The following is a 19,550-nucleotide window of genomic DNA, read 5'->3' as shown; positions in this document are numbered from 1 at the left end:
TTGAATTTACGTGAAAAGCAAATGCAAATGACCAAAGGGCTCATTAAGGAGGCCGCGCTGGGCCTGTTCTGTGCTCAGGGAATCGAACGAACGGATATGACGCAGATTGCCGGACAAGCCGGTGTCTCCCGCCGAACGTTATACCTTCATTATAAGGACAAGGAAGATTTAGCCGCTGAGCTCTATGTGGATAATCTGGAGCGGATGTTTGGCAGGCTGCTGTTTGATTTTGATTTTGCCCTGCCAGTTCCCTCCCTGGAGAAGATTCTGGATCAATATCTCGCGCTTAGAGAGCATGAGGAGGCGTTGATCTATTATGATGCGATTTTTGGAGTGTATTATAGCACCCTGTCCAAAGATCCGGCGGAGTTGCCTGATTTCAAGAGAGCTATGGAGGTCTGGTACTCCCGGTACATAAACCTTGAGACCGCAGCGGCGGCTCCAGAGTATCAAAAAAAGTGGCTGGATCTTCTGCAGAAGTCCACCCACCTGTATTTCATGTATTTACAAAAAGCCGTTATTCTATCCCATCAGCGGGGCGGTGCCGTGACGGAGGAAGACCGGGCAGCGGACCGGCAATTCAAGGATTTCATTATGGCTGGCGTGCGGGCAACCTGACGATAATCGTTGTTCCCTCTTTGGCCGCACCGTCTACCTCGATACTGCCTTGATGCAGGGAGATGATTTTTTTAACAATAGCCAGCCCCAGACCGTTCCCGTTGTTACTTCCATTGCGCGACTTGTCTACTGTATAGAATCTTTCGAATACGGCGCCCCACTCTTCCGGGGATATTCCGATGCCATTATCACTGATAGTGATTGCAACTTCCGCTGCACTGCTGTCTATACGGATGCGGATCTTCCCGCCTTCAGGCGTGAACTTGATGCTGTTGCCGAGCAGATTCATCCATACCTGCTTCAACTGGTCTTCATCCCCTATAATATGAACAGCTTCCGGCAGCTCCAGATCGATAACGATGCTCCGGGCGGACCATTGCGGCTCACAGGTCACCACGATTGTTCTGATCTGCTCGTCAAGCCGGAAGGAGACTGCCGCGAAGGGGTGATGCTCGGAATCCAGAGAAGCAAGCTTCAGCAAATTATCACTTAGCCGTGACAGACGCCCACTCTCCGCAATGATGATATCCAGATACTCCTTACGCTCTTCCTCCGCAATCAAATCATTGTTCTGCAGCGCCTTGGCAAAACCGGATATAGAGGTCAGCGGTGTCTGAATTTCATGAGAGACATTGGAGACGAAATCCTGCCTCATCTGCTCCAGCTGCTTCAGTTCTCCCGCCATCTCCACATAGCTCTGTGTCAGCTCCCCGATCTCATCCACACGGTTCCTCGGAAGATCCACTTCGAAATCACCTTTGGCCAGTCTTCTGGTGGCGTTGGTCAAAGCCTTGATCGGCTCTACCAGGTATCTGGCAGCCACAACAATACATACACTGCCCAGCACAAGCACAAGCAGCAGCACGAAAAGAACCAATCGGTTGACGATATTTTCGTTCTCGGCAGAGTACTGAAGGAACATCGCATGCCACTCCCCCTTGAGCATAAAGGGCATTCCGATGAACGTATCATTATCTTCTGTGGAGGAACGATAGACCTTGCCCTGCAATACTTGCCGGACAGCCTCTGGGGTGATGGTCACAGCCGGACTATCCGAGAGCCCGTAAAAGGTATGTTCTCCCGAAGGATGGTACAGGTGAATAGGATGTGCGGATACCTTAACCATACTATTCAGGAACTCGTCCGTATCTGTAGGCTTGGCGTCATCATAGCGGTGAATAATCTCCCTGCCCACTGTGAACATCTCGTTCTGTCCCTCATAGCTTATCTGCTTCTGAAATACATACAAACCAATGAAAAAGGAACAGATCAGACTAAAGACAATAATGCCGAGAAACGTGAGAATGATCCGAATATACAGGGTTTTGATCATGGCTCAGGGATCAGGCGGTATCCGAGACCCCGGGCGGTTTCGATTTGAAAACCCTCGCCATTGCCGCTGAATTTCTCCCTCAGCCGGCTGATATGCACATCTACAGTCCGGCCGTCCCCTTCATAATTGAGCCCCCAGATTTGCTGAATTAGCTGTTCTCTGGTGAAGATCTGCCTGGGGTGGCTGACCAGCAGAAACAGAAGATCAAATTCCTTCAAAGGCAGCGAGACCGGCACTTCACCGCGTGTAACCTGAAAAGTCCGGCGGTTAAGCACCACATTGCCAAGCTGCACGGACTGGGAAGTAACGACCAGCGAGCGTTTGAGCAGCGCTTTTACCCGCATGACCAGTTCAACCGGATCAAACGGCTTGGTCAGGTAATCGTCCGTTCCGAGCTGAAACCCTTTAATCTTGTGGGCAGACTCCGCTTTGGCCGTCACCATGAGGAGGGGGAGATTGGCATCCGAACGCCTGATTTCCCTGCACAGCTCCCAGCCATTCAGTCCGGGCATCATAATATCCAGGATGACAAGATCGATCTGTGTGTCCTCGATTATGGATAAGGCCTTAGTGCCGTCACTGGCTTCTCTGAGGTCGAACCCTTCCTTGCGCAGATATAGAGACATCAGCTTCCGGATATTGTCATCATCATCCGCGATAAGTATAGTAGCCACGATCACCCTTCTCTCTTAAGCGTTATCCAAACTGCCAGCCGAGCAGATTCCAATGATAGAAGAAGATCATCAGCACGACAGCCGAAAGCGTCACTAACGTATAATGCACCCGCCTAATGGCGGTCCAATACTTATTTCTCCAAACCTGTATAGTCGAGACCAGCAACGCTAAGGTCAAGCCCGCCAAAAGGATTGGCATCCCCAAACTGAGAGACAGCAAAGGACTGATACTGGTAAACTTCTGCATCGTGTCCATGGACATCACTACCATGAACAGAGTAATAAAAGATAACAGCGCCCAACCGGCAGTTCCTGAAGATAATCGGACGGCCCGCTTTTCTGCGAGCGTCATTGCCTTGAACCTGCGATTGAAGAGGATTGGTCCAAGCAATGCGGTGATGAAAAGGACTGCCAAGACCCCAACGACGATAAGCCAAAACTTACTCTGATCCAAGAGCGGCGTCCGCTCCAGCGGCATATCCGGGGCCATGTCCAGGAGCATATGAGTAACCTTGCCAGACTCATCCGTACGGAAGCCGATCTGATCGGTCCCTCCCTCAAGCTGGAACAGGTTAGGACTAATTTCTCTATACAGCTGTTGTTCACTGCCGCTTCCCAAGGATAACTTATTACCCGCAATCGAAACATTCAGCTGGGCAAAAAAATTGAAGAACTTGTCAATATCACTGCTGTTGTGGCGTGTAAATTGATAGGAGCCGGCATATTTCTGCACAGATTCCGCAGAAGCGGCGAACTCCGGCTGCTCCACCTCCGGAGCAGGATAATAACGGTTGAAGAAGGCCTGGAGCAGATTGGACGCAGCTTCGCTGCCTTGACCGCCATTGTAGGATAAGAAAATACCCAATTGCTTGGCAGGTGCAAGATAGAATTCTGTATTGAACATGGGATCGGAGCCGCCATGCGAGATTAATGTTACCCCGTTCACCCGCTTCTCTGCGAATCCGAGTGCTACACCCGGCAGGCGCTTATCAAATTGGAATGCTGTTGAATGCATCCGCTCTGCGGTTGCGGGCTTCAAAAGCTGCTGTTCGCCGTATTTCCCGTTCTGCAGATGCGCAATCATGAAGTGCGCCATGTCTACAGCGGATACGGTAGCCGAGCCGGCAGGACGAAAGCCGCCCTCGAACGTAGGTGTGCCAGGAATAAAGCTGCCGGTCTCACTATTGTACCCTACCACTTGGTAAGGGATGAATGACTTCGGCAGAGGCTCCACAACCGTCGAATATTTCATGTCCAGCGGATCGAAAATATACTTCTGAATATAATCATTATAGGGAATTCCACTGACGTCCTCCACAATCATACCTGCAAGCGTGGCTCCGTAGTTAGAATAGGAACTCATCACACCGGGCGGTCTGATCCGGGCGAGCATATGCTTATTGAGCGTTTCTGAGATGGACCCGGGCAATTCGGCAGGATCAGTGGTGATCTGATAACCGACTCCGCCCTCTTCAAATCCTGCTGTATGAGTCATCAAATGACGCATGGTGACGGGCTCAGGATAAGTGGCAGGAATCTTCACGGATTTCAGATAGGTGTTAATGTCCGTGTCCAGATCAATCTTTCCCTGCTCTACCAATTGCATCACCGCTGTCCAGGTAAACAGCTTGGTCGTTGAAGCGATTCGGAACATGCTGGTTGCAGGATCAACCGGTAGCGCTTGTTCCAGATTAGAGCTGCCATACCCCTTGGCCAAAATAATCCTGCCGTCCTTGACGACGGAGATAACCGCTCCCGGAATTTGCAGCCGGTTCATATACTCTTCCATCATCCCATCCACAAAGGCGGTCAGTCCTGCCGTATCCTCAAGCTTGGCGGGCGCTTCCATCCGGGAACCCGGTAAAGATGCTTGCCCTGTCTCCGCCTTGGCATGTTTCCCGGGAAATATAAGGCCTGTAGCTAATCCCAGCACAGCCAATATTGCCAGAGTAGCGATCAGCCTGTTTTTCATAGATATTAACATTATTATCCTCCGCATCATCTTTATATTGAAGGTTGAATTTCAACCACCTAACACTTATAGAGATTATCAGAGTAGTGTGAATGGAACGTTAACAGGATTTGCACAAAAACGCCCCTCAGCCAGTTGGCGGCTTGGGACGTTCTTCGTGTGAGTTAATGATTGTCTGCACATTAGGTCCTTTAACTCAATTGCATACTCGTAAGACAGGTATCATCACTCTCAAAAGTGGAAATCTCGGACTTGGCCTCTTTGCCGTCATGAGTAATGGTCATCTTATAGTTCTGATCACGCGGCAGCCATAGGTCGATGAAGCCGTTCGGCTGGGACTTGACGGTCTGGTTCATGATCTCCTTACCGTCCTCGTCTACGACTGTTACCCCGAAAGATTGTTCGACCATCTCTCCCTGACAGCCGGTCAGGCTGTGGGTCGCACAGGGATGTGTATTCTGCACATAAGGAGCAACCGACAGGAAGAACTCATCCTCCGGCAGCCTATAGACTGCTTCGTTAGAACCGCCGCTCTCCACGATCAGCTGGGTTGAGGTAATCGAAGCGGACTCCGCCGTCAAGGTGCGTGAGCTGAAGTCAGCCACCATTTGCTTGATGTCCTGGCTGCTGCCCGGAGTTGTAGCAACCTCCGTTGTCTTCCGTTCACCGCTACCCGAATACAGGTAGATTCCCAGCGCTGCAATAACCGCACAGGTGCCCGCTACTATTTTATTGTTCATGTAAGATTCATCTCCTTGTAGATGGAATTCAGCCCATTTCTTCCCGCAGATCATGCTCCATGAACAGAATATCACGTTTCATTTCCTTCATGCTAGCTCTGGAGATCCGTCCGGCCTCGAACATCAGCTGAATGTTATCACGCTCTAGCTGAATGCCCGCGCGTGACAACTCGTGCAGCGACTCTTCGAACTCCCGCTTCGTAGCAGAGAGAGACTCCTGCCGGGTCAGTCTTAGCCGACCCCGCTCATAACGAAGAATCAGGGAGCTAATGACCTCAGGCTCCATCTCCCCCGTATTCTGCAGCTCTCTCAGCTGTTCAAGAACGTAAGCAAAAATCCCGGACTGCAGCCGGTTCGATTCCTCACGCCGCTCCTGCGCGTTTAAGCGGACCTGCTGAATGACACCGGTAATTTCTTCCCAGCTTTTGAACGGAATCAGGTCGTTCTTGTACTGCGGATCACGGGTGTATATGAACAGCTGCCGGTTCAGCCGGTTCAGATAGCGGTAGGCCGTGTACGGGTTCACTTCGTGCTGCTTGAGCGCATGCATGATGTATTCCCGCTGCCACTTGAGTGCTGTCACCCCAAGCTGCCGTTCCATTTCCTCAGCGTCATCCTTCTTCTTCAGCAGGCGGATTCTGGCATTGTAGGTTCCGGTCAAATGATTCAAAGCCATCCGGGACTGGGACTGATCTGTAGCCTGCTCCTGCAGTCCGGCAACTACATTGCGCAGAATTTCGATTTTGGCCTCAGCCTCCTCGGCATTATGCTCCGCTTCATGATCGGAGCCAAGTAGCAGCGGCAGCAGGAAGTTAGACGCCAGCAGAGTCCAGAGAATAACACCCGCCGCCAGGAAAATAATCAGGTCTCTCGCGGGGAAGTAGGAGCCGTCATCCAGGAAAAACGGGAGTGACATCGTACTGGCCAGGGTAATCGTACCTCGAACCCCCGACAGCGTGAGAATGAGCGCCTTCCTGAACTCCAGCTTCCAGGGTCCCCGCGTCTCCTCCCCTTCGGGAATATCCATGACCAGCATCCAGACCAGCCTCAGACCGAGGACAGCAGCGGTTAATAGCAGGGTATACAGGATAACCTGGACATTCCCTATATCCGGGTTGTTCCAGACGGTCTTAATAATCTCCGGCAGTTGGGTACCGAGCAGCAGGAACACCAGACCGTTCAGGACAAAGATAATGACCGCCCAGGTACTTTTGGACACGACGCTCAGCTTGGCTACCTCAGGATTCATCTGCTTGTAGCTGAAGGAATGCGCGATCCCTGCACTGACCACTGCCAGAATGCCATTGACGCCCAGCTCCTCAGCGGCCATAAAAATAGCAAACGGCGTCAGGATCTCAATCAGCATATGTAGCGTGACATTCTCCATCCCGAGCCTGCGCAGCCACCGCACGATCCCGTATTTAATGAACGTCAGCACAAGGCCCAGCACCACACCGCCTAACGAGATGCCAATAAAGCTCAGACTGGCCGTTTTGAAAGAGAATGCTCCTGTGACCATAGCCGCAACTGCAAATTGAAAGGACACCAGACCCGAAGCATCGTTAATTAACGATTCTCCTTCGAGTATCTGCATCGTCTGATGGGGGATTTTCACTTTTTGCTCTAATGCGCCTACAGCAATCGCATCCGTAGGGGCCAGTGCCGCCGCCAGCGCAAACGCAGCCGCCAGGGGCAATACCGGCAGCAGCCAGTGCAGGAAATATCCCAGCACCCCTACCGTTAGAAAAACCAGTCCCAGCGCCAGCAGCAATATCGGCTTTTTCAGCTTCCATAAGGCCACTTTATCGGCAAGTCTGCCGTCATTGAACAGCAAGGGGGCAATGAATAATAGCAGGAACAGCTCCGGGTTCAGCTCCAGCTCGAAATGCAGGGGCAGCCAGGTCAAGGCCATACCCAGCACAATCTGAATAATCGGCACGGAGAGCGAGGGGATGAACCGGTTCACCAGATTAGACAGCGACACAGCTGCCAGCATCAACAAAATATACTCAAATAATTCCAATCGGACAAACCTCCATCTCTGCACTTGCTTGTGCAGATCCTAAATTACGTTATGTATTTAAACTCAGTATAAACGATCTGGGAGGAAATATCCTCTTGGCGGCTGCTATAGATAACGATTAAACGGGTAATGGACAGACATCGAAAAACCATTTATTACCGCCTGTCCATATGCCGGCGTATAATTAGCTCAGACGAAGAACGTCCCAAGCCATCGCTGGCAGAGGGGCGTTCTTTTTTTGTTAACATGAAGGAGGGAATACATATGGAGTTTGAAAAAGCGCATCAATTGCTATTGGACCGGCATCTAACTGTCCGAACAGGGGAGCGCAGAGGGCGTCTCTCACGGGGGCACCAGTATGCTGAGAAACTGATGCTGCGCAATGTCTGGTGGCCGCTATTCGGCAACCTGGATGACCTGCATCCTGAATATGAAATCTATGACTGGAACCGCAAATCACAATTTCTGGATGTTGCCTTTCTCCCCTCCTACGGAAAATTCGGTCTGGAGTGTGACGGTTACCAGAGTCATGTGAAGGATATGGACCGGGAGAAATTCAGTTACTCGCTTAACCGTGATACATTCTTGAGCGGAATGGGCTGGAGAATCATCCATTTCTCCTTCGATGATGTACAGAACCGCCCGGAAATCTGCCGGATGCTGCTGCAAATGGTCATTACTCCCGCCTTGCTCCGCAACCCGTCCGGGCAGTCTCTCTCACCGCTGGAACGAGAGATCCTAAGACTATCCTGGAGTCAAAAGAAGGGCTTACGCCCCAAAGATGTGATGCTCCAATACGATGTGAGCTTTCGGACAGCGCGTAAACAACTGCAGGAGTTAGTCCGTAAAGGCCTGCTGCGCCCAGTGATCCAAAACACTTATGTATGTTATTACGAGCCGGTAGAAGGATTATCCGATTGGTTTCTGTAATGTTGAGGTTAGCAACTCCTCCGAACAGCAGAGTAGGTCTGTTAAGTAGAGTAGATCGGTGAGCTGTGGGCTTGAGGGGTGCGGTGAGGGGTGCGGTTCAGACGCTGAAGACAAACTGAAAGTGTTGCAGGAAATGCAACTTGGCTATCTAAATACTGGGGTGTGCGGCAGAATTGTTGCAAGAAATGCAGGAATCTTAACGCAAAGTTGCTCAAATGCGAAGTAATCCTGCCTTTTGTACAACATTTCCCGATAATTTCCATATCAGCGTCAAGCATGTTGTATAATGCGCAGGAATTGAACGCTTAACAGAAAAAACCGCCTTCGCCCTCCTAAACGTGCGGGCGAAGGCTGACACATTGCCTACCTTATTAAAGTTTCTTCCCAGTAGTAAAGCTCACTCCTGCTCACTCCTTGCTTACTCCCTGCTTATTCCAGGTACGCCGGATTACAGGTCAGCTGCAACGCTGTTATCATATAGAGCAATCAATTCATCGAACGATGAGATAATGACATCCGAACCCTTCAGCTCATCCTGCCGCCCGAAGCCGGCATAGGCGCAGCCGATGACGGTCTGTCCGTTGCCCTTGCCCGCCTGTACATCGGAGGAACGGTCCCCGACCATCCAGGCGCTGCCGATCTTGTGATTGTCCAGCAGAAGGCCGAGCAGCTCGGTCTTGGTTGCCGTACCCGAGCCGCCTGCGCTATACAGCCCCTCGAACAGGTCCTTCAGCTCGTGCACAACTACAATGCTATGGATATAATCCTCCAGCCCGTTGCTGGCTACGAACAGCTTCACTCCGCGCGCGTGCAGCGCACGCAGCGTCTCGACTACCTTAGGGTACAGGACCGTCCCTCCGGCTTCCAGCCCCTCAATCTCAAGCTGCAGGAGCAGTTCATCCGCCCGGCGGTGTACGGCCTCATCCGCTTCCGGCATTACGTTCTTCCAGATATCCGCAAGCAGCATGCCTAGACTGCCCAGGATGCGCTCCTCCGGCGGAGTCGGGCCGGAATGCAGGCCTTCTTCCCGCAGGATATCAAACATTTTATGATAGGCGGGCAATAACAGGCTCTCTGTCTGGAACAGCGTACCATCCATATCGAATACGATGGCTTCCGGCTGGTTTAAGTTCGGTAGCGGTCTGTTGCCCACCTGTGTCTGTTCTTCGTTGCTCATGAGGTGAATCATCCCTTCCCAATTGTTCTTCGGTCACACGCCCTAATAATATAGGAAGCAGCAGATGTTGTCTACGAACCCCTAATTACAGAAAGGGACCGCAGTGCAAACACATAGCGTGCTTACACTGCGATCCCTTCTGTTCATACTGCATACTGCATACTGCCTCAGAACCTTGACTTATACGTTGTCGAAGCTTGAGATCAGTTCATCGAGAACATCTTTGCTGACCATTTTACCCTTGAAGTTGATCAGGTTCTCGGCACTTCCGGAGAAGATGCAAGTAGGTTCATATTTTCTGAGAATGATCTTTTCGCCGTCCACAAAAATTTCGAGCGGATCCTTTATGTCAATTCCCATTGTTCTACGCAGCTCAATCGGAATCACAATACGTCCCAGTTCATCTACTTTTCTTACTATACCTGTTGCTTTCATCATTATGCATCCTCCCTTGAAATAACACTTGGATCATCATTCGGTGTTAAAAGCTATCAAAGCTTCTAATAAGTAGAAATGATTACTCTATAATAGCATTGTAAAGTGCTATTTCTTTCCTGTCAATTTTATTTCTACATCTTTTGATATTTATCGACAAAAAATTCGACAAAGATTAGAGTTTTTTCGACAAATCTATAATCGAAACCGTTTTATTTCCATTTTATTCTTTTCATTCTATTTTTGCCCGAAATGCTCTAGGGTATTGGCTGAAGCGGTTCTGCTCTTAGCTTACGGCTGCTCCTTTGGAACTATGCTCTGCCTTCCTTACTTGACAATAAAGATATACAATCTATATATTTTACTTAATATACTATATTGGAGTGTTTCTATGAGCAAAGAAGCAGAGAAAGAACAAGCCGTCTATACTGTCATGGATCATATGGCAAGCGTGCAGCAGAAGTCGCAGGCGTTCATAGACCGGATTACCAAGAAAGGATCACTCTCGCAGAACCAAATCATGCTGTTGTTCCTGCTGCAGCTCACCGGCTCCCTTAATATTACGGATATTTCAGAGCGGCTAGTGATTACTCCAGGAGCCGCTTCGTTCATGTGCGATAAGCTGGAGGATCTGGGATACATCGAGAGAGTGCGCACGAAGGAAGACCGCAGAGTCGTCAATATTGTTCTCACCGGACCAGGCAAACAGCACATCCTTTCTCTGTTCGACAACTTTGCATTGACTGACCTCGTCAAAATCTCGGTGGCCCTCCAGAGAATCGATGAGCTGATGGGCGGAATGTTAGAATAATACTAACGTTATTCTTTAAACACTGATTGCATTTCCTTTAGGGAAGTGCAGTTTTTTTGTTGTACGATCTGCGATTCAGGCGAAACCCGATTGTTGCGGTTGATAATATATTGATTATATATTTCATTTAATATATATTATAGTTACTTAAATATTATAAAACGGCGGTGAATGAACCTATGCCTACACGGAACCCGACACCTGCGCCCAACAAACCTCTTAAAATCAACGGCTCCCGGATCTGCCGGGGGGATATAGACGCCTCCCGTGTGGAAGTGCTGGGCCACCTGCATGTCAGCGGGAGCTTGACCACAACGCGCCTGAGGCTTAGAGGAGAATGCTCCATAGGGTTGTCATGCAATACGCAGGAGCTGAGCAGCTTCGGCAGTCTGCGCGTTCCTGAACTCAGGGGCGTGAGCATCACGTCCAATGGATACCTGTCTGTTACCGGTGAGGCTGCCGCAGAAGAATTCAAGGCTGAGGGCTGCGTACGTATAGACCGCTTGTCCTGCATCGGCACCATCCGCATCAAGCTGGGGGCCTTGTGCAAGATCAGACACATGACCTCTGAAGGTGATATTATCGTGTCGCCCTCCTCCAGGCTGCTCCCTATTCCGCTGAGCCCTTTCCGCAAGCTGCGCTGTGAAATCATTGAAGGGGCTGACCTCACCCTGTACCGGACGCAGGCAGACCTCGTGTGCGGACAGAATGTTACGCTCGGGCCGGGATGCTCCATCCGGGAGATCCGTTACCGGGAGAAGCTGACAATTCACCCCCTTTCCCAGATAGGCAAGATTATTCAGATAAATACATAACGATGGAGGTACAAACATGAAATCTTCTTCCGCTGGTGCAATGCCTATATTGCTAAACTATTTGGCAAAAGGATTCGTCATCCTGTTTGCATTGCCCGTGCTGGGCGTCTGGTTGGCCGGGAGCTTCATCTGTGCCATCATCGCTCCTGTAGCAGGCTTGCTGCGGACCTTCGGAGTCAGTGCCATAGGGATGAATCTGACCCCGTCCTATTCAGTCCCGGTCTTTCTGAGCTTGCCCTTCAGCTTAGTTCTCGCGTCCCTCCTTCTCTTGTCCTTTTATTACACCCGCCGTTTGTTGCGGAAAAGCCTAAGCTTCATCAGGTAGCAAAAGGGGTATTTCAGCAGCCATCCTCCGGCGCAGAAATACCCCTTTTTGTATACAGAACACTCCATACCAGCTGTTCAGCCTCTTCTTGGTGTGCGAAGCTGGCCCTACGAACGAAGCTCGAAGAGCCTCGCAGTCTTGCCAGCGGGCAGCGTAACGGTCAAGCTGCCTTCCTCCGCGTTCCAGCTCCACTGCGACCCGTGTGTCTCAGGATACGTACACCAGGCCTCCGCATCGCGTCCCCTCAGCTCAGGAACAGGCAGCGTGACCGCAGCCGCTTCTCCCGCAATTCGCCATACAGCGATATAGCGGATGTCTCTATGACGCAGGCCGAAGCTGACCCATTCCCCTCCACTGTCGGGCAGACCGAGCGGCCAGAAGGCGAAGGCTTGCGGAATGTGGGCGCGGATAGACTTGTAATAATCCAGCGCCTCCTTCACCAGCGCCCGGCGTCTTGGCGTTAGCTCAGCCAGATGGCCGCTCTGGTGGACGCGAAGCAGCAGCGAGTTAACCATATTGAAAATAACCTCTTCATCGTCGCCTTCGCGCAGCGGATATGACCAGACCGCGGATTGTTCGGGAGTCAGTGCAGCCGGAGAGCCTGCGGCAATGGCAGCATACTTCACGTAATCCTCCTGATCACTGGTGGACTGGATGCTGTGACGGCTGAGCATGGCGTAATCCATCCGCATCCCGCCGCTGGAGCAGTTCTCGATCACCAGCTGCGGATAACGGGCAAAGATGCTGTCGAGCCAAGCCAAATAAGCGCGGTTATGCTGCAAAAGGCCGTCCCCGAAGCTGTCTGCCTCCGTCTCCGTACCAATGCCTGCATTGATGTTATAGTCCATCTTGATATACCCGACGCCGTATTCCCCGACCAGCCGGGCAATCACGCTGTCGGCATGCTTGATGACCGCCGGATTACGGTAATCGAGCTGATAGCGGCTGCGGTCCTTGACCCGCTTGCCATGGCGCATGAAGAACCAGCTGTCGTCAGTCTCCGCAAGCTTCGGACTGTTGATGCCCATCACCTCCAGCTCCAGCCACAGGCCCGGAATCATCCCCTTGCTGCGGATCACATCCAGCACGTATTTGATGCCTTCCGGGAAGCGCTCAGCCGAAGGCTCCCACTCCCCGACCCCGTCCCACCATTCACCTGGAGCATACCAGCCTGCATCGATGCAGAAGTATTCACAGCCGACTTCGGCAGCAGCATCAATCAGCGGCAGCAGCTTCTCCGTGGTCGGGCTTCCCCACAGGCAATTCATGTAATCGTTGAAAATCACCCGCAGCCGCTCATTATCCTCATTCGGTCTGCGGATCAGCCGCCGGTATGCAGTTAGCTGCTCAGCCGCCTCTCCGAACCCACCCTCTACTACACCTGCGGCCACCGGCACAGAGGTGAACGCTTCGCCAGGGGCGAGCTTCAGCCACCAGTGGTTGTCATGCTCCGTAGGCCCGCTGACCAGCAGTGTAAGCTGATCTGCCTGATCCGTCAGCTCCCAGTGCCAGGAGCCGTTATGTTCAATCTGCCAGAACAGGCTGCTCCCGCTCTCCTGGTTGCTCAGCACGGCCATTGGCAGCAGCTCAGCCGCTGACCAAGACCCGGTATTGCTGGCCGCAATCCGCTTCGATCCACGGTCAGCGAGATGGGACATGCCCAGCTCTGGCAGACTGTAGCTTTTCCACTGCAGCTCACTCTGCCACCCGCTGTGAGCAATACTCACTTCAATCTTGTCGTTACGGTCTCCGTCGCCCTCCTTGTCCACTCCTGTAAGCGCGAACGAAGACAGATACTCCACACCCGCTTCCGCATCGCCTTCATTCCGTACCACTGTCCAGGAGCGAACAATCTGCACGCCAGTATAGAACTGATAATGCTGTACTGCCTTCACACCCGTCAGCGGGTCAGCCAGCGTAAGCTCCAGCTTCCGTCCCAGCGGATTCATCGTGTCCTTATGCCCGACATACACCATCCGTAATCCCGGATAAGACGCGCGGTGCGTCCGCCCGTGATATTCCGCCCGGTCTTCCCCCGACAGCTGCAGCTCCAGCAGCCGGAAGCTTGCCTTATGCTTGTCTTCTATGCTCCCTGCTTCCAGCGGCGCTGCGCCAAAATGCAGCAGCCGCACATCCAGCTCCCCCGAAATTTCAATCGTAAGATAAAGCCCGTTCTCGGCTATGTCTATAAGCCTGCTGTCCATGTCTGATTTGGCCTCCTTACAAATGATGTTGTTCTTGGTCTCTTGGTTACTTGGTTACTTGGTTACTTGGTTTCCTGTTTTTCTACCTCCCCTGATTAGGAGGCCATCTCTTGTATTCGTAACTCCTGATTTCCTGCGGTGCTCGTGTAAGTGGCGAAGTAACGGAGGGAGGTTTGGAATTGGAGGAGCGGTAGCGACCGCCTTTATGTTTGGATTTCTACTGCGGCGAGCAGTTTAAATCGGGAAATCCAAACATAACAGCGGCCGGAAATCCAAAGCTCACGCAGTTACGTCCAGCCACTTACACCCCCTCCCCCGCCGAATAATCTGTGTTACATAGAAAGATGGCCTCTCAGCAATCCTCAGAGGCCATCATTAAACCTTATTTTTATTCCGCAGACCCGAATTGAATCCAAGCCTTCTGAATTTCATCTATTGCCTGATCCTTCGTCTTGCTGCCGCCGATATAAGCCTGCATCAGCTCACCGAACTTCTGGTGGAACGTATCCAGGGAGTAGTTCACCGACAGGTCGCCGGATTTCTCCGTCTTCAGGATTTCTTCCATTTCCTTAGGCATTTGCAGGTCAGGCATCGGGGCGTCCTTGATCGGAGGAATGACCTTGGCTACATTAGAGAACCAGCTCTTCCCGTAATCGGAAGTATACAGCCAGTTGAAGAATTCAATCGTTTCCGCTGCTACAGCAGAATCCTTATTAATCCGCAGTGCCTGGTCGGCACCGGTGATAATCTGGGACTGCTCCGGTTTGTCACTGACAGGGTACCCGGCGATGCCGAGGTCAAAGTCAGGGGTAATTTTCTTAATCGCTTCTTCATCCCACGCGCCTTTACCGGTCATGAATGCTGTTTTGCCCAGGGCGAAATCACTGACCTCAGCGTTGCTGTCGCGTTCAAGCGGCTTGTCTGTTCCGTGCTTAACGGTTGTATCAATGAAGCTGAAGAAGTTGTCGTTCAGCACCGGATGATCTTTGAAGGTCGTCTTCCCGGCAATGAAGTCCGCTACGAGCGTCTTGGCATCGGTTCCGGCATCGGTCGCTGCGGCGTCTACGAAGTGCTGGAAGATATGCTTCCATACCCACCACTCTTTGTAGGCGTTGGCGAAGGGGGTGATGCCCTTGGCTTCAAGCTTGGTGATCGCATCATCCATTTCAGCAGTTGTCTTAGGCACTTCAGTGATGCCGGCATCCGCCAGCAGCTTCTTGTTGTACATCAGGACGAACAGGTTGCCCTTCACCGGCAGTCCGAGCACTTTGCCATCGGTAGAGCTCATGTTGGAGCGGACGGCATCCGTCATCGCGGCGGCCAGCGGCTCATTGGTCAAGTCAGCGCTGTATTCGGCAAAAGTATCGATATCCCCGCCTGCCGTGGTCTGGAACACATCCGGTGTGCTGCCGGCGGCAATCTTGGATTTCAGCACCGTATTGTAGTCTGCCTGCATGATTTCCAGATTGATCGTAACGTTCGGCTTCACCTTCTTGTATTCGGCAATATAAGCATTGAAGGCATCTGTGTATTCGGGAGAGGCGGTGAACATATTAATGGTGACGGGCTTGGCGGAATCCGTTGGTGTATTGCCTGCTCCAGCTGTTCCACCCGTGTTGTTAGCGGTATTATTGTTGCTATTTCCGCCGCAGCCGGCCAGCAGTCCGCCCACCAGCAGCAGACTCGCAGATAATGCCATGAATCGTTTTAACATGATGTTGCCCCCTTTTTCCTTATGCATCTTGTGGTCTTGCTCATCATTCTAAATAAAAAGAAAAAGGATAAGAATGTACATAAGTGAACTTCTGAGGGTAAAAAAGTGTCCATGTAACCGTTTCACTTTTCTACCCCTGGCAGCTGTAGCCGGAATTCAGAAGGGGAGCAATCATAGTAATTGCGGAACGCCTTGCTGAAATAGTTCTTGTCCTTATACCCCAGCATTTCAGAGATATCCTGAATTTTGAGGGCAGGGTCGGTCAGCAGTGCTTTGGCTTTGTCCATCCTTACCTTTTGCACATACTCGTGAATGCCGTAGCCGTATTGTCCCTTGAACAGCTTCATCAGATACTCTCTGCTCAGGAAATATTGTTCCGTGAACATTGATATCTTAATATCCTCGAAATAATGGTTATCAATATACGCCTTAATATTCTCCAGCACGCTGCTGCGGTCTCCGGCCACCGTCCGGCTGATCTCGCCCGCATAACGGTCAAAGATATCGTTAAGCACGCCCGCAAACTGCCCGAAGGAGGCGAAGTCGCTAAGGACGCCCAGGGAAGCCAGACTGCCGTCCTTTCCGCTGCGGGTCTGCGGCGGCATAGCATCCAACTCTGCAGCAATCTCGCCCAGCAGCAAAAGAAAACCATGTAGCGTCCTGTCCGCCTCCCCGAGCGTGAAGCCTTCCGTCTCCTGGCATTTACGGATGAATTCGCTGAGGATGCTGCGGGCATGGTTCACATTCCCGCCCTCCAGCGCGCTGCGGATCTGCGGCATCCGCCCGGTCAGGGAGGGATTATCCCGTGATACCGGATTCACTGCTCTGCCCTGTGCGATCAGGCTGCCCTTTAGACTGAGCAGGTCAATCGTATCTAGTGAGGCTTTGGCCTGCTCATAGGAGGCGGCAATGCTGAGCGAATCACTGCAAGGCTCCCCGATTCCGCCTGCACAGATGATTCCGAACAGCTCCTTCAAGGTAGAAGCTGCTTTCTTCATATGGTGCAGCGACAGGAAGGCCGCATCTGCTTCATAACCGCCCTTCATGGTGAAGATGGCAATGAATTCGCGCTCCCCCTTAGGGCTGGCGAAGCTGAACGACTCGAACTGCCCGTCCGTGTTCTCGTTCATCACATTCGTTACGGCAAAATGCAGCAGATCCCGGTCTCCATGGAATCTTTCCTTACGTACCTGCTCCAGATTAAGCATCCGCAGCAGGCCGACAGCGAAGTGGCTGGCCGCCCCATCCGCCCCGATCAGCGGGAGAAAGGCCTCATTGGACTGGGTCTTGAAGCTCCGGTCAATGATGGACAGGTACATCTTCTCCTTCAGCTTCGGCAGCGACATATTGAGTGTAATATTGCGGTTGATGAACTCGCTCTCCCGCTTCCGCTTGGCCTCCAGCACCCCCACTGCCTTGCGCAGCGCATGGTTAAGATCTGTGCGGTTCACCGGCTTCAGCAGGTAATCCACCACCTTCGAGCGGATGGCTTGGCGTGTATACTCGAAATCATTATAGCCGCTGATCACAATCAGCAGCAGGTCAGGGAATTCCTGCTCGGCTATCTGCAGCAGCTCGGCTCCGCTCAGCTCCGGCATTTTCATATCAACCAGCACCAGATCGAACCGTTCGCGGCGCAGCAGCTCGAGTCCCGCTTTCCCGTCTGTCGCCTCCCGCACCTCACTGACACCAAGGCCTTCCCAATCCCCCAGGATATGGATCGCTTCGCGCAGCGGCTCCTCATCATCAATAATCAGCACTCTATACATGTTGTCCCACTCCTCCCCGCGGCAGCCGCATATCCATTCGTGTTCCTTGCTCCGTGCTATGAATGACCAGACCCGACTCTTCTCCATACAAAAGCTTCAGCCGGGTATTCAGATTCTTCAGCCCGATACTTTCCATGCCGTCCTCTTCGTCCGTGTCCGCTGCGCGGTCCTCCCACTGCATCTGAAGTGAATTCAGCACCTGCTCCAGCCGTTCTCCGCTGATGCCCGGACCATCGTCCAGCACGGAGATCACGCTGTGTGTGCCGGTGATATGAGCCTCAATGGTGAGGGTAACCGTACTCGATACCTTTTCCAGCGCATGCTTGATGCAGTTCTCCACCAGGGTCTGGAGCGACAGCTTGGGGATTCTCAGCTCCATCAGGCTCTCATCCCAGGCGTACACCACCTGCATCCGGTTCCCGAACCGCGCCTTTTGCAGCGCCAGATAACGTTCGATATGCCCCAGCTCCTCCCTTGCCTGCACCACATCCTTGCCGCTAATGCAGTATCGCAGGGTCAGGGCCAGGTTGTCCACCATCTCGACAATGTCATCGTTGTTGTTCTTGAGGGCCTTGGTTGAAATCGCCTGGAGCGCATTGTACAGGAAATGGGGATTAATCTCGGCCTCCAGCGCTTTTAGGACGGCGTTCTTTTCAACGATTTTCATTTTATAGCGTTCATTAATCAGCTCATTCGTCCTCTCGACCATCTTGTTGAAATGGCGCGACAGGTAGGCGATCTCATCCTTGCCTGCAACCGCAGCCTGCGCATCGAAGCTCCCGGTGCTGAACCGCTGCATCTGGAGCGACAGATTCTTCAGCGGGTGGGTAATCCGGTTCGAGGTGAAGCTGACCAGCACCACAGAGACGATCAGGAACAACAGGCCAATCGCTACACTTAACGTACGCGTCGTTGTCGCCGCCTCATAGATTTGGGTGTAGGGAATCGGCTTGACGAGCTTCCAGCCTTCCTTTTGACTGATGTCATAGATTACGAGGTATTTCTGGTCCTTGCCGGACCAGGTTACGCGCCCCTTCTGCTCCGCTGTCAGCAGCTTCGCCAGCCCCGCCTCCTTGCTCTCCCGGTAGAATTCCTTATCGTCCACCTTGAAGGGCTCCCCGTCCGGGCTGATATACATCAGATGCTCTCCGGTGCTGAACGGGATATCCCGCATAATCTCATCGGTTACGGAGGAGTTCAAATATAGCGATAATACCGCCTGCGGCTCGCGTGACACGATGGAGCGGATCAGCCGGTGGTAGCCCATGAACACCTTGGCCCGGTTAACGGGGTAATCGGCGCTGTTCACGCTGGCCGGCTGCTCCTCCACGAACGACTGATAGGAACGGTTATACGGACTCTTAAGCGCCCGCTTATACCACGGCAGGTCATCAATAGGCGGATGCTCGGCTACCCGGACGGTGATATTATAGTTCTCCTTGGTGACATAATAATACTTCTGCTCCTTGATTACATAGAGATAGACAGCCTCCAGATCATTGCGTGAAAAATACAAATTCCGCAGATAATCCTCCACGTACATCCGGGAGCTGTAGTCTTCCGATTCATGCAAGAGCGCATAATTGAACTCATCATAGGAGATCTGAGGCAGAGACAACTGCTCAATCCCGCTCAGATAGCTCTCCAGATTACGTCCGACCAGGAGCAGGTTATTGCCTGTACTGGCAATGCTGTTATCAACCGATTCCCGCTGCAGCATGCTATAGGATATGTAGGTGAGTGAACTGACCACCAGGATGATGATAATCGTAAACAACAGAATCAGCTTGTTAGCCAGGCGGCGGGACACCCGCGCCAGTAAAGGCTCGATCAGCTTAAACCACACTTTTCTCATGATGCTCTCCGCTCTCCCCGCTGCCGGTTTTGGGGACTTGTCCGGCCTCCGCAGTCCGTTCACCTTTTTACCCTTAACTGTACTCTAAAATCCATTTTTGACGATAAGGGTCTGCTCTATAATACACAATATAGACTAACCGGAATGGTTAAGTG

16 protein-coding genes are annotated in these 19,550 nt (G+C 52.1%); 5 read left to right on the top strand and 11 right to left on the bottom strand.

The genetic code is table 11. The annotated features are described in order from the left end of the window. Positions 1-618, top strand: a complete 618-nt coding sequence (locus C162_RS34165) for a TetR/AcrR family transcriptional regulator (protein ID WP_051493287.1) — start codon at positions 1-3, stop codon at positions 616-618. Here C162_RS34165 and C162_RS07235 read toward each other — a convergent pair. From C162_RS07235 to C162_RS07215, 5 genes are all read right to left on the bottom strand, one after another. After that, positions 593-1,951, bottom strand: coding sequence for a HAMP domain-containing sensor histidine kinase (locus C162_RS07235; RefSeq protein WP_036692902.1), 1,359 nt, complete (start codon positions 1,949-1,951; stop codon positions 593-595). The genes C162_RS34165 and C162_RS07235 overlap by 26 nt on opposite strands. Next, positions 1,948-2,625, bottom strand: coding sequence for a response regulator transcription factor (locus tag C162_RS07230; protein WP_036692899.1), 678 nt, complete (start codon positions 2,623-2,625; stop codon positions 1,948-1,950). The genes C162_RS07235 and C162_RS07230 overlap by 4 nt, the downstream gene beginning before the upstream one ends. A 22-nt stretch (positions 2,626-2,647) precedes the next feature. Then, positions 2,648-4,609 (bottom strand): serine hydrolase domain-containing protein, encoded by a 1,962-nt coding sequence (locus C162_RS07225; protein WP_235218368.1) that lies wholly within the window; start codon positions 4,607-4,609, stop codon positions 2,648-2,650. 179 nt (positions 4,610-4,788) lie between these two features. Further along, positions 4,789-5,337 carry a CueP family metal-binding protein gene (locus C162_RS07220; RefSeq protein WP_036692896.1) on the bottom strand — a complete coding sequence of 183 codons (549 nt, stop codon included), beginning with the start codon at positions 5,335-5,337 and terminating at the stop codon, positions 4,789-4,791. A 28-nt stretch (positions 5,338-5,365) separates the two neighbouring features. Further along, positions 5,366-7,360, bottom strand: a complete 1,995-nt coding sequence (locus C162_RS07215) for a Na+/H+ antiporter (protein ID WP_036692894.1) — start codon at positions 7,358-7,360, stop codon at positions 5,366-5,368. Between the two features lie 264 nt (positions 7,361-7,624). Between C162_RS07215 and C162_RS07210 the strand changes: the two genes are divergently transcribed. After that, on the top strand, positions 7,625-8,290 hold the full coding sequence (locus C162_RS07210; RefSeq protein WP_036692892.1) for a hypothetical protein: 666 nt from the start codon (positions 7,625-7,627) through the stop codon (positions 8,288-8,290). Between the two features lie 448 nt (positions 8,291-8,738). Here C162_RS07210 and C162_RS07205 read toward each other — a convergent pair whose 3' ends face one another. Then, complete coding sequence (locus tag C162_RS07205; RefSeq protein ID WP_051493286.1) at positions 8,739-9,467, bottom strand: HAD family hydrolase; 729 nt, start codon at positions 9,465-9,467, stop codon at positions 8,739-8,741. A gap of 180 nt (positions 9,468-9,647) precedes the next feature. Next, positions 9,648-9,905, bottom strand: coding sequence for an AbrB/MazE/SpoVT family DNA-binding domain-containing protein (locus tag C162_RS07200; RefSeq protein WP_036692891.1), 258 nt, complete (start codon positions 9,903-9,905; stop codon positions 9,648-9,650). Positions 9,906-10,293: 388 nt separating this feature from the next. Between C162_RS07200 and C162_RS07195 the strand changes: the two genes are divergently transcribed. The 3 genes from C162_RS07195 to C162_RS07185 all read left to right on the top strand — a co-directional run bounded on the left by C162_RS07195 (position 10,294) and on the right by C162_RS07185 (position 11,853). After that, positions 10,294-10,713 carry a MarR family winged helix-turn-helix transcriptional regulator gene (locus tag C162_RS07195; RefSeq protein ID WP_036692889.1) on the top strand — a complete coding sequence of 140 codons (420 nt, stop codon included), beginning with the start codon at positions 10,294-10,296 and terminating at the stop codon, positions 10,711-10,713. Positions 10,714-10,892: 179 nt separating this feature from the next. Then, complete coding sequence (locus tag C162_RS07190; protein ID WP_156949557.1) at positions 10,893-11,528, top strand: hypothetical protein; 636 nt, start codon at positions 10,893-10,895, stop codon at positions 11,526-11,528. Positions 11,529-11,544: 16 nt separating this feature from the next. Next, positions 11,545-11,853, top strand: a complete 309-nt coding sequence (locus tag C162_RS07185) for a hypothetical protein (RefSeq protein WP_036692885.1) — start codon at positions 11,545-11,547, stop codon at positions 11,851-11,853. 107 nt (positions 11,854-11,960) lie between these two features. On the opposite strand, the gene C162_RS07180 is transcribed toward C162_RS07185, so the two are convergent. From C162_RS07180 to C162_RS07165, 4 genes are all read right to left on the bottom strand, one after another. Further along, positions 11,961-14,057 carry an alpha-galactosidase gene (locus C162_RS07180; protein ID WP_036692883.1) on the bottom strand — a complete coding sequence of 699 codons (2,097 nt, stop codon included), beginning with the start codon at positions 14,055-14,057 and terminating at the stop codon, positions 11,961-11,963. A gap of 388 nt (positions 14,058-14,445) precedes the next feature. Next, positions 14,446-15,771 (bottom strand): ABC transporter substrate-binding protein, encoded by a 1,326-nt coding sequence (locus C162_RS07175; protein ID WP_036692881.1) that lies wholly within the window; start codon positions 15,769-15,771, stop codon positions 14,446-14,448. Between the two features lie 122 nt (positions 15,772-15,893). Then, complete coding sequence (locus tag C162_RS07170) at positions 15,894-17,540, bottom strand: response regulator transcription factor (RefSeq protein WP_036692879.1); 1,647 nt, start codon at positions 17,538-17,540, stop codon at positions 15,894-15,896. Beyond that, the gene (locus tag C162_RS07165) at positions 17,533-19,395 is read right to left on the bottom strand and encodes a cache domain-containing sensor histidine kinase (protein ID WP_051493285.1); all 1,863 of its coding nucleotides are present in this window, start codon (positions 19,393-19,395) and stop codon (positions 17,533-17,535) included. Before C162_RS07165 ends, C162_RS07170 begins: the two co-directional genes overlap by 8 nt. Positions 19,396-19,550 lie beyond the last annotated feature (155 nt).

The organism is Paenibacillus sp. FSL R7-269 (genome assembly GCF_000517865.1).
Lineage (GTDB): Bacteria > Bacillota > Bacilli > Paenibacillales > Paenibacillaceae > Paenibacillus_AQ.
This window is presented reverse-complemented; position numbering and strand designations above follow the sequence as displayed.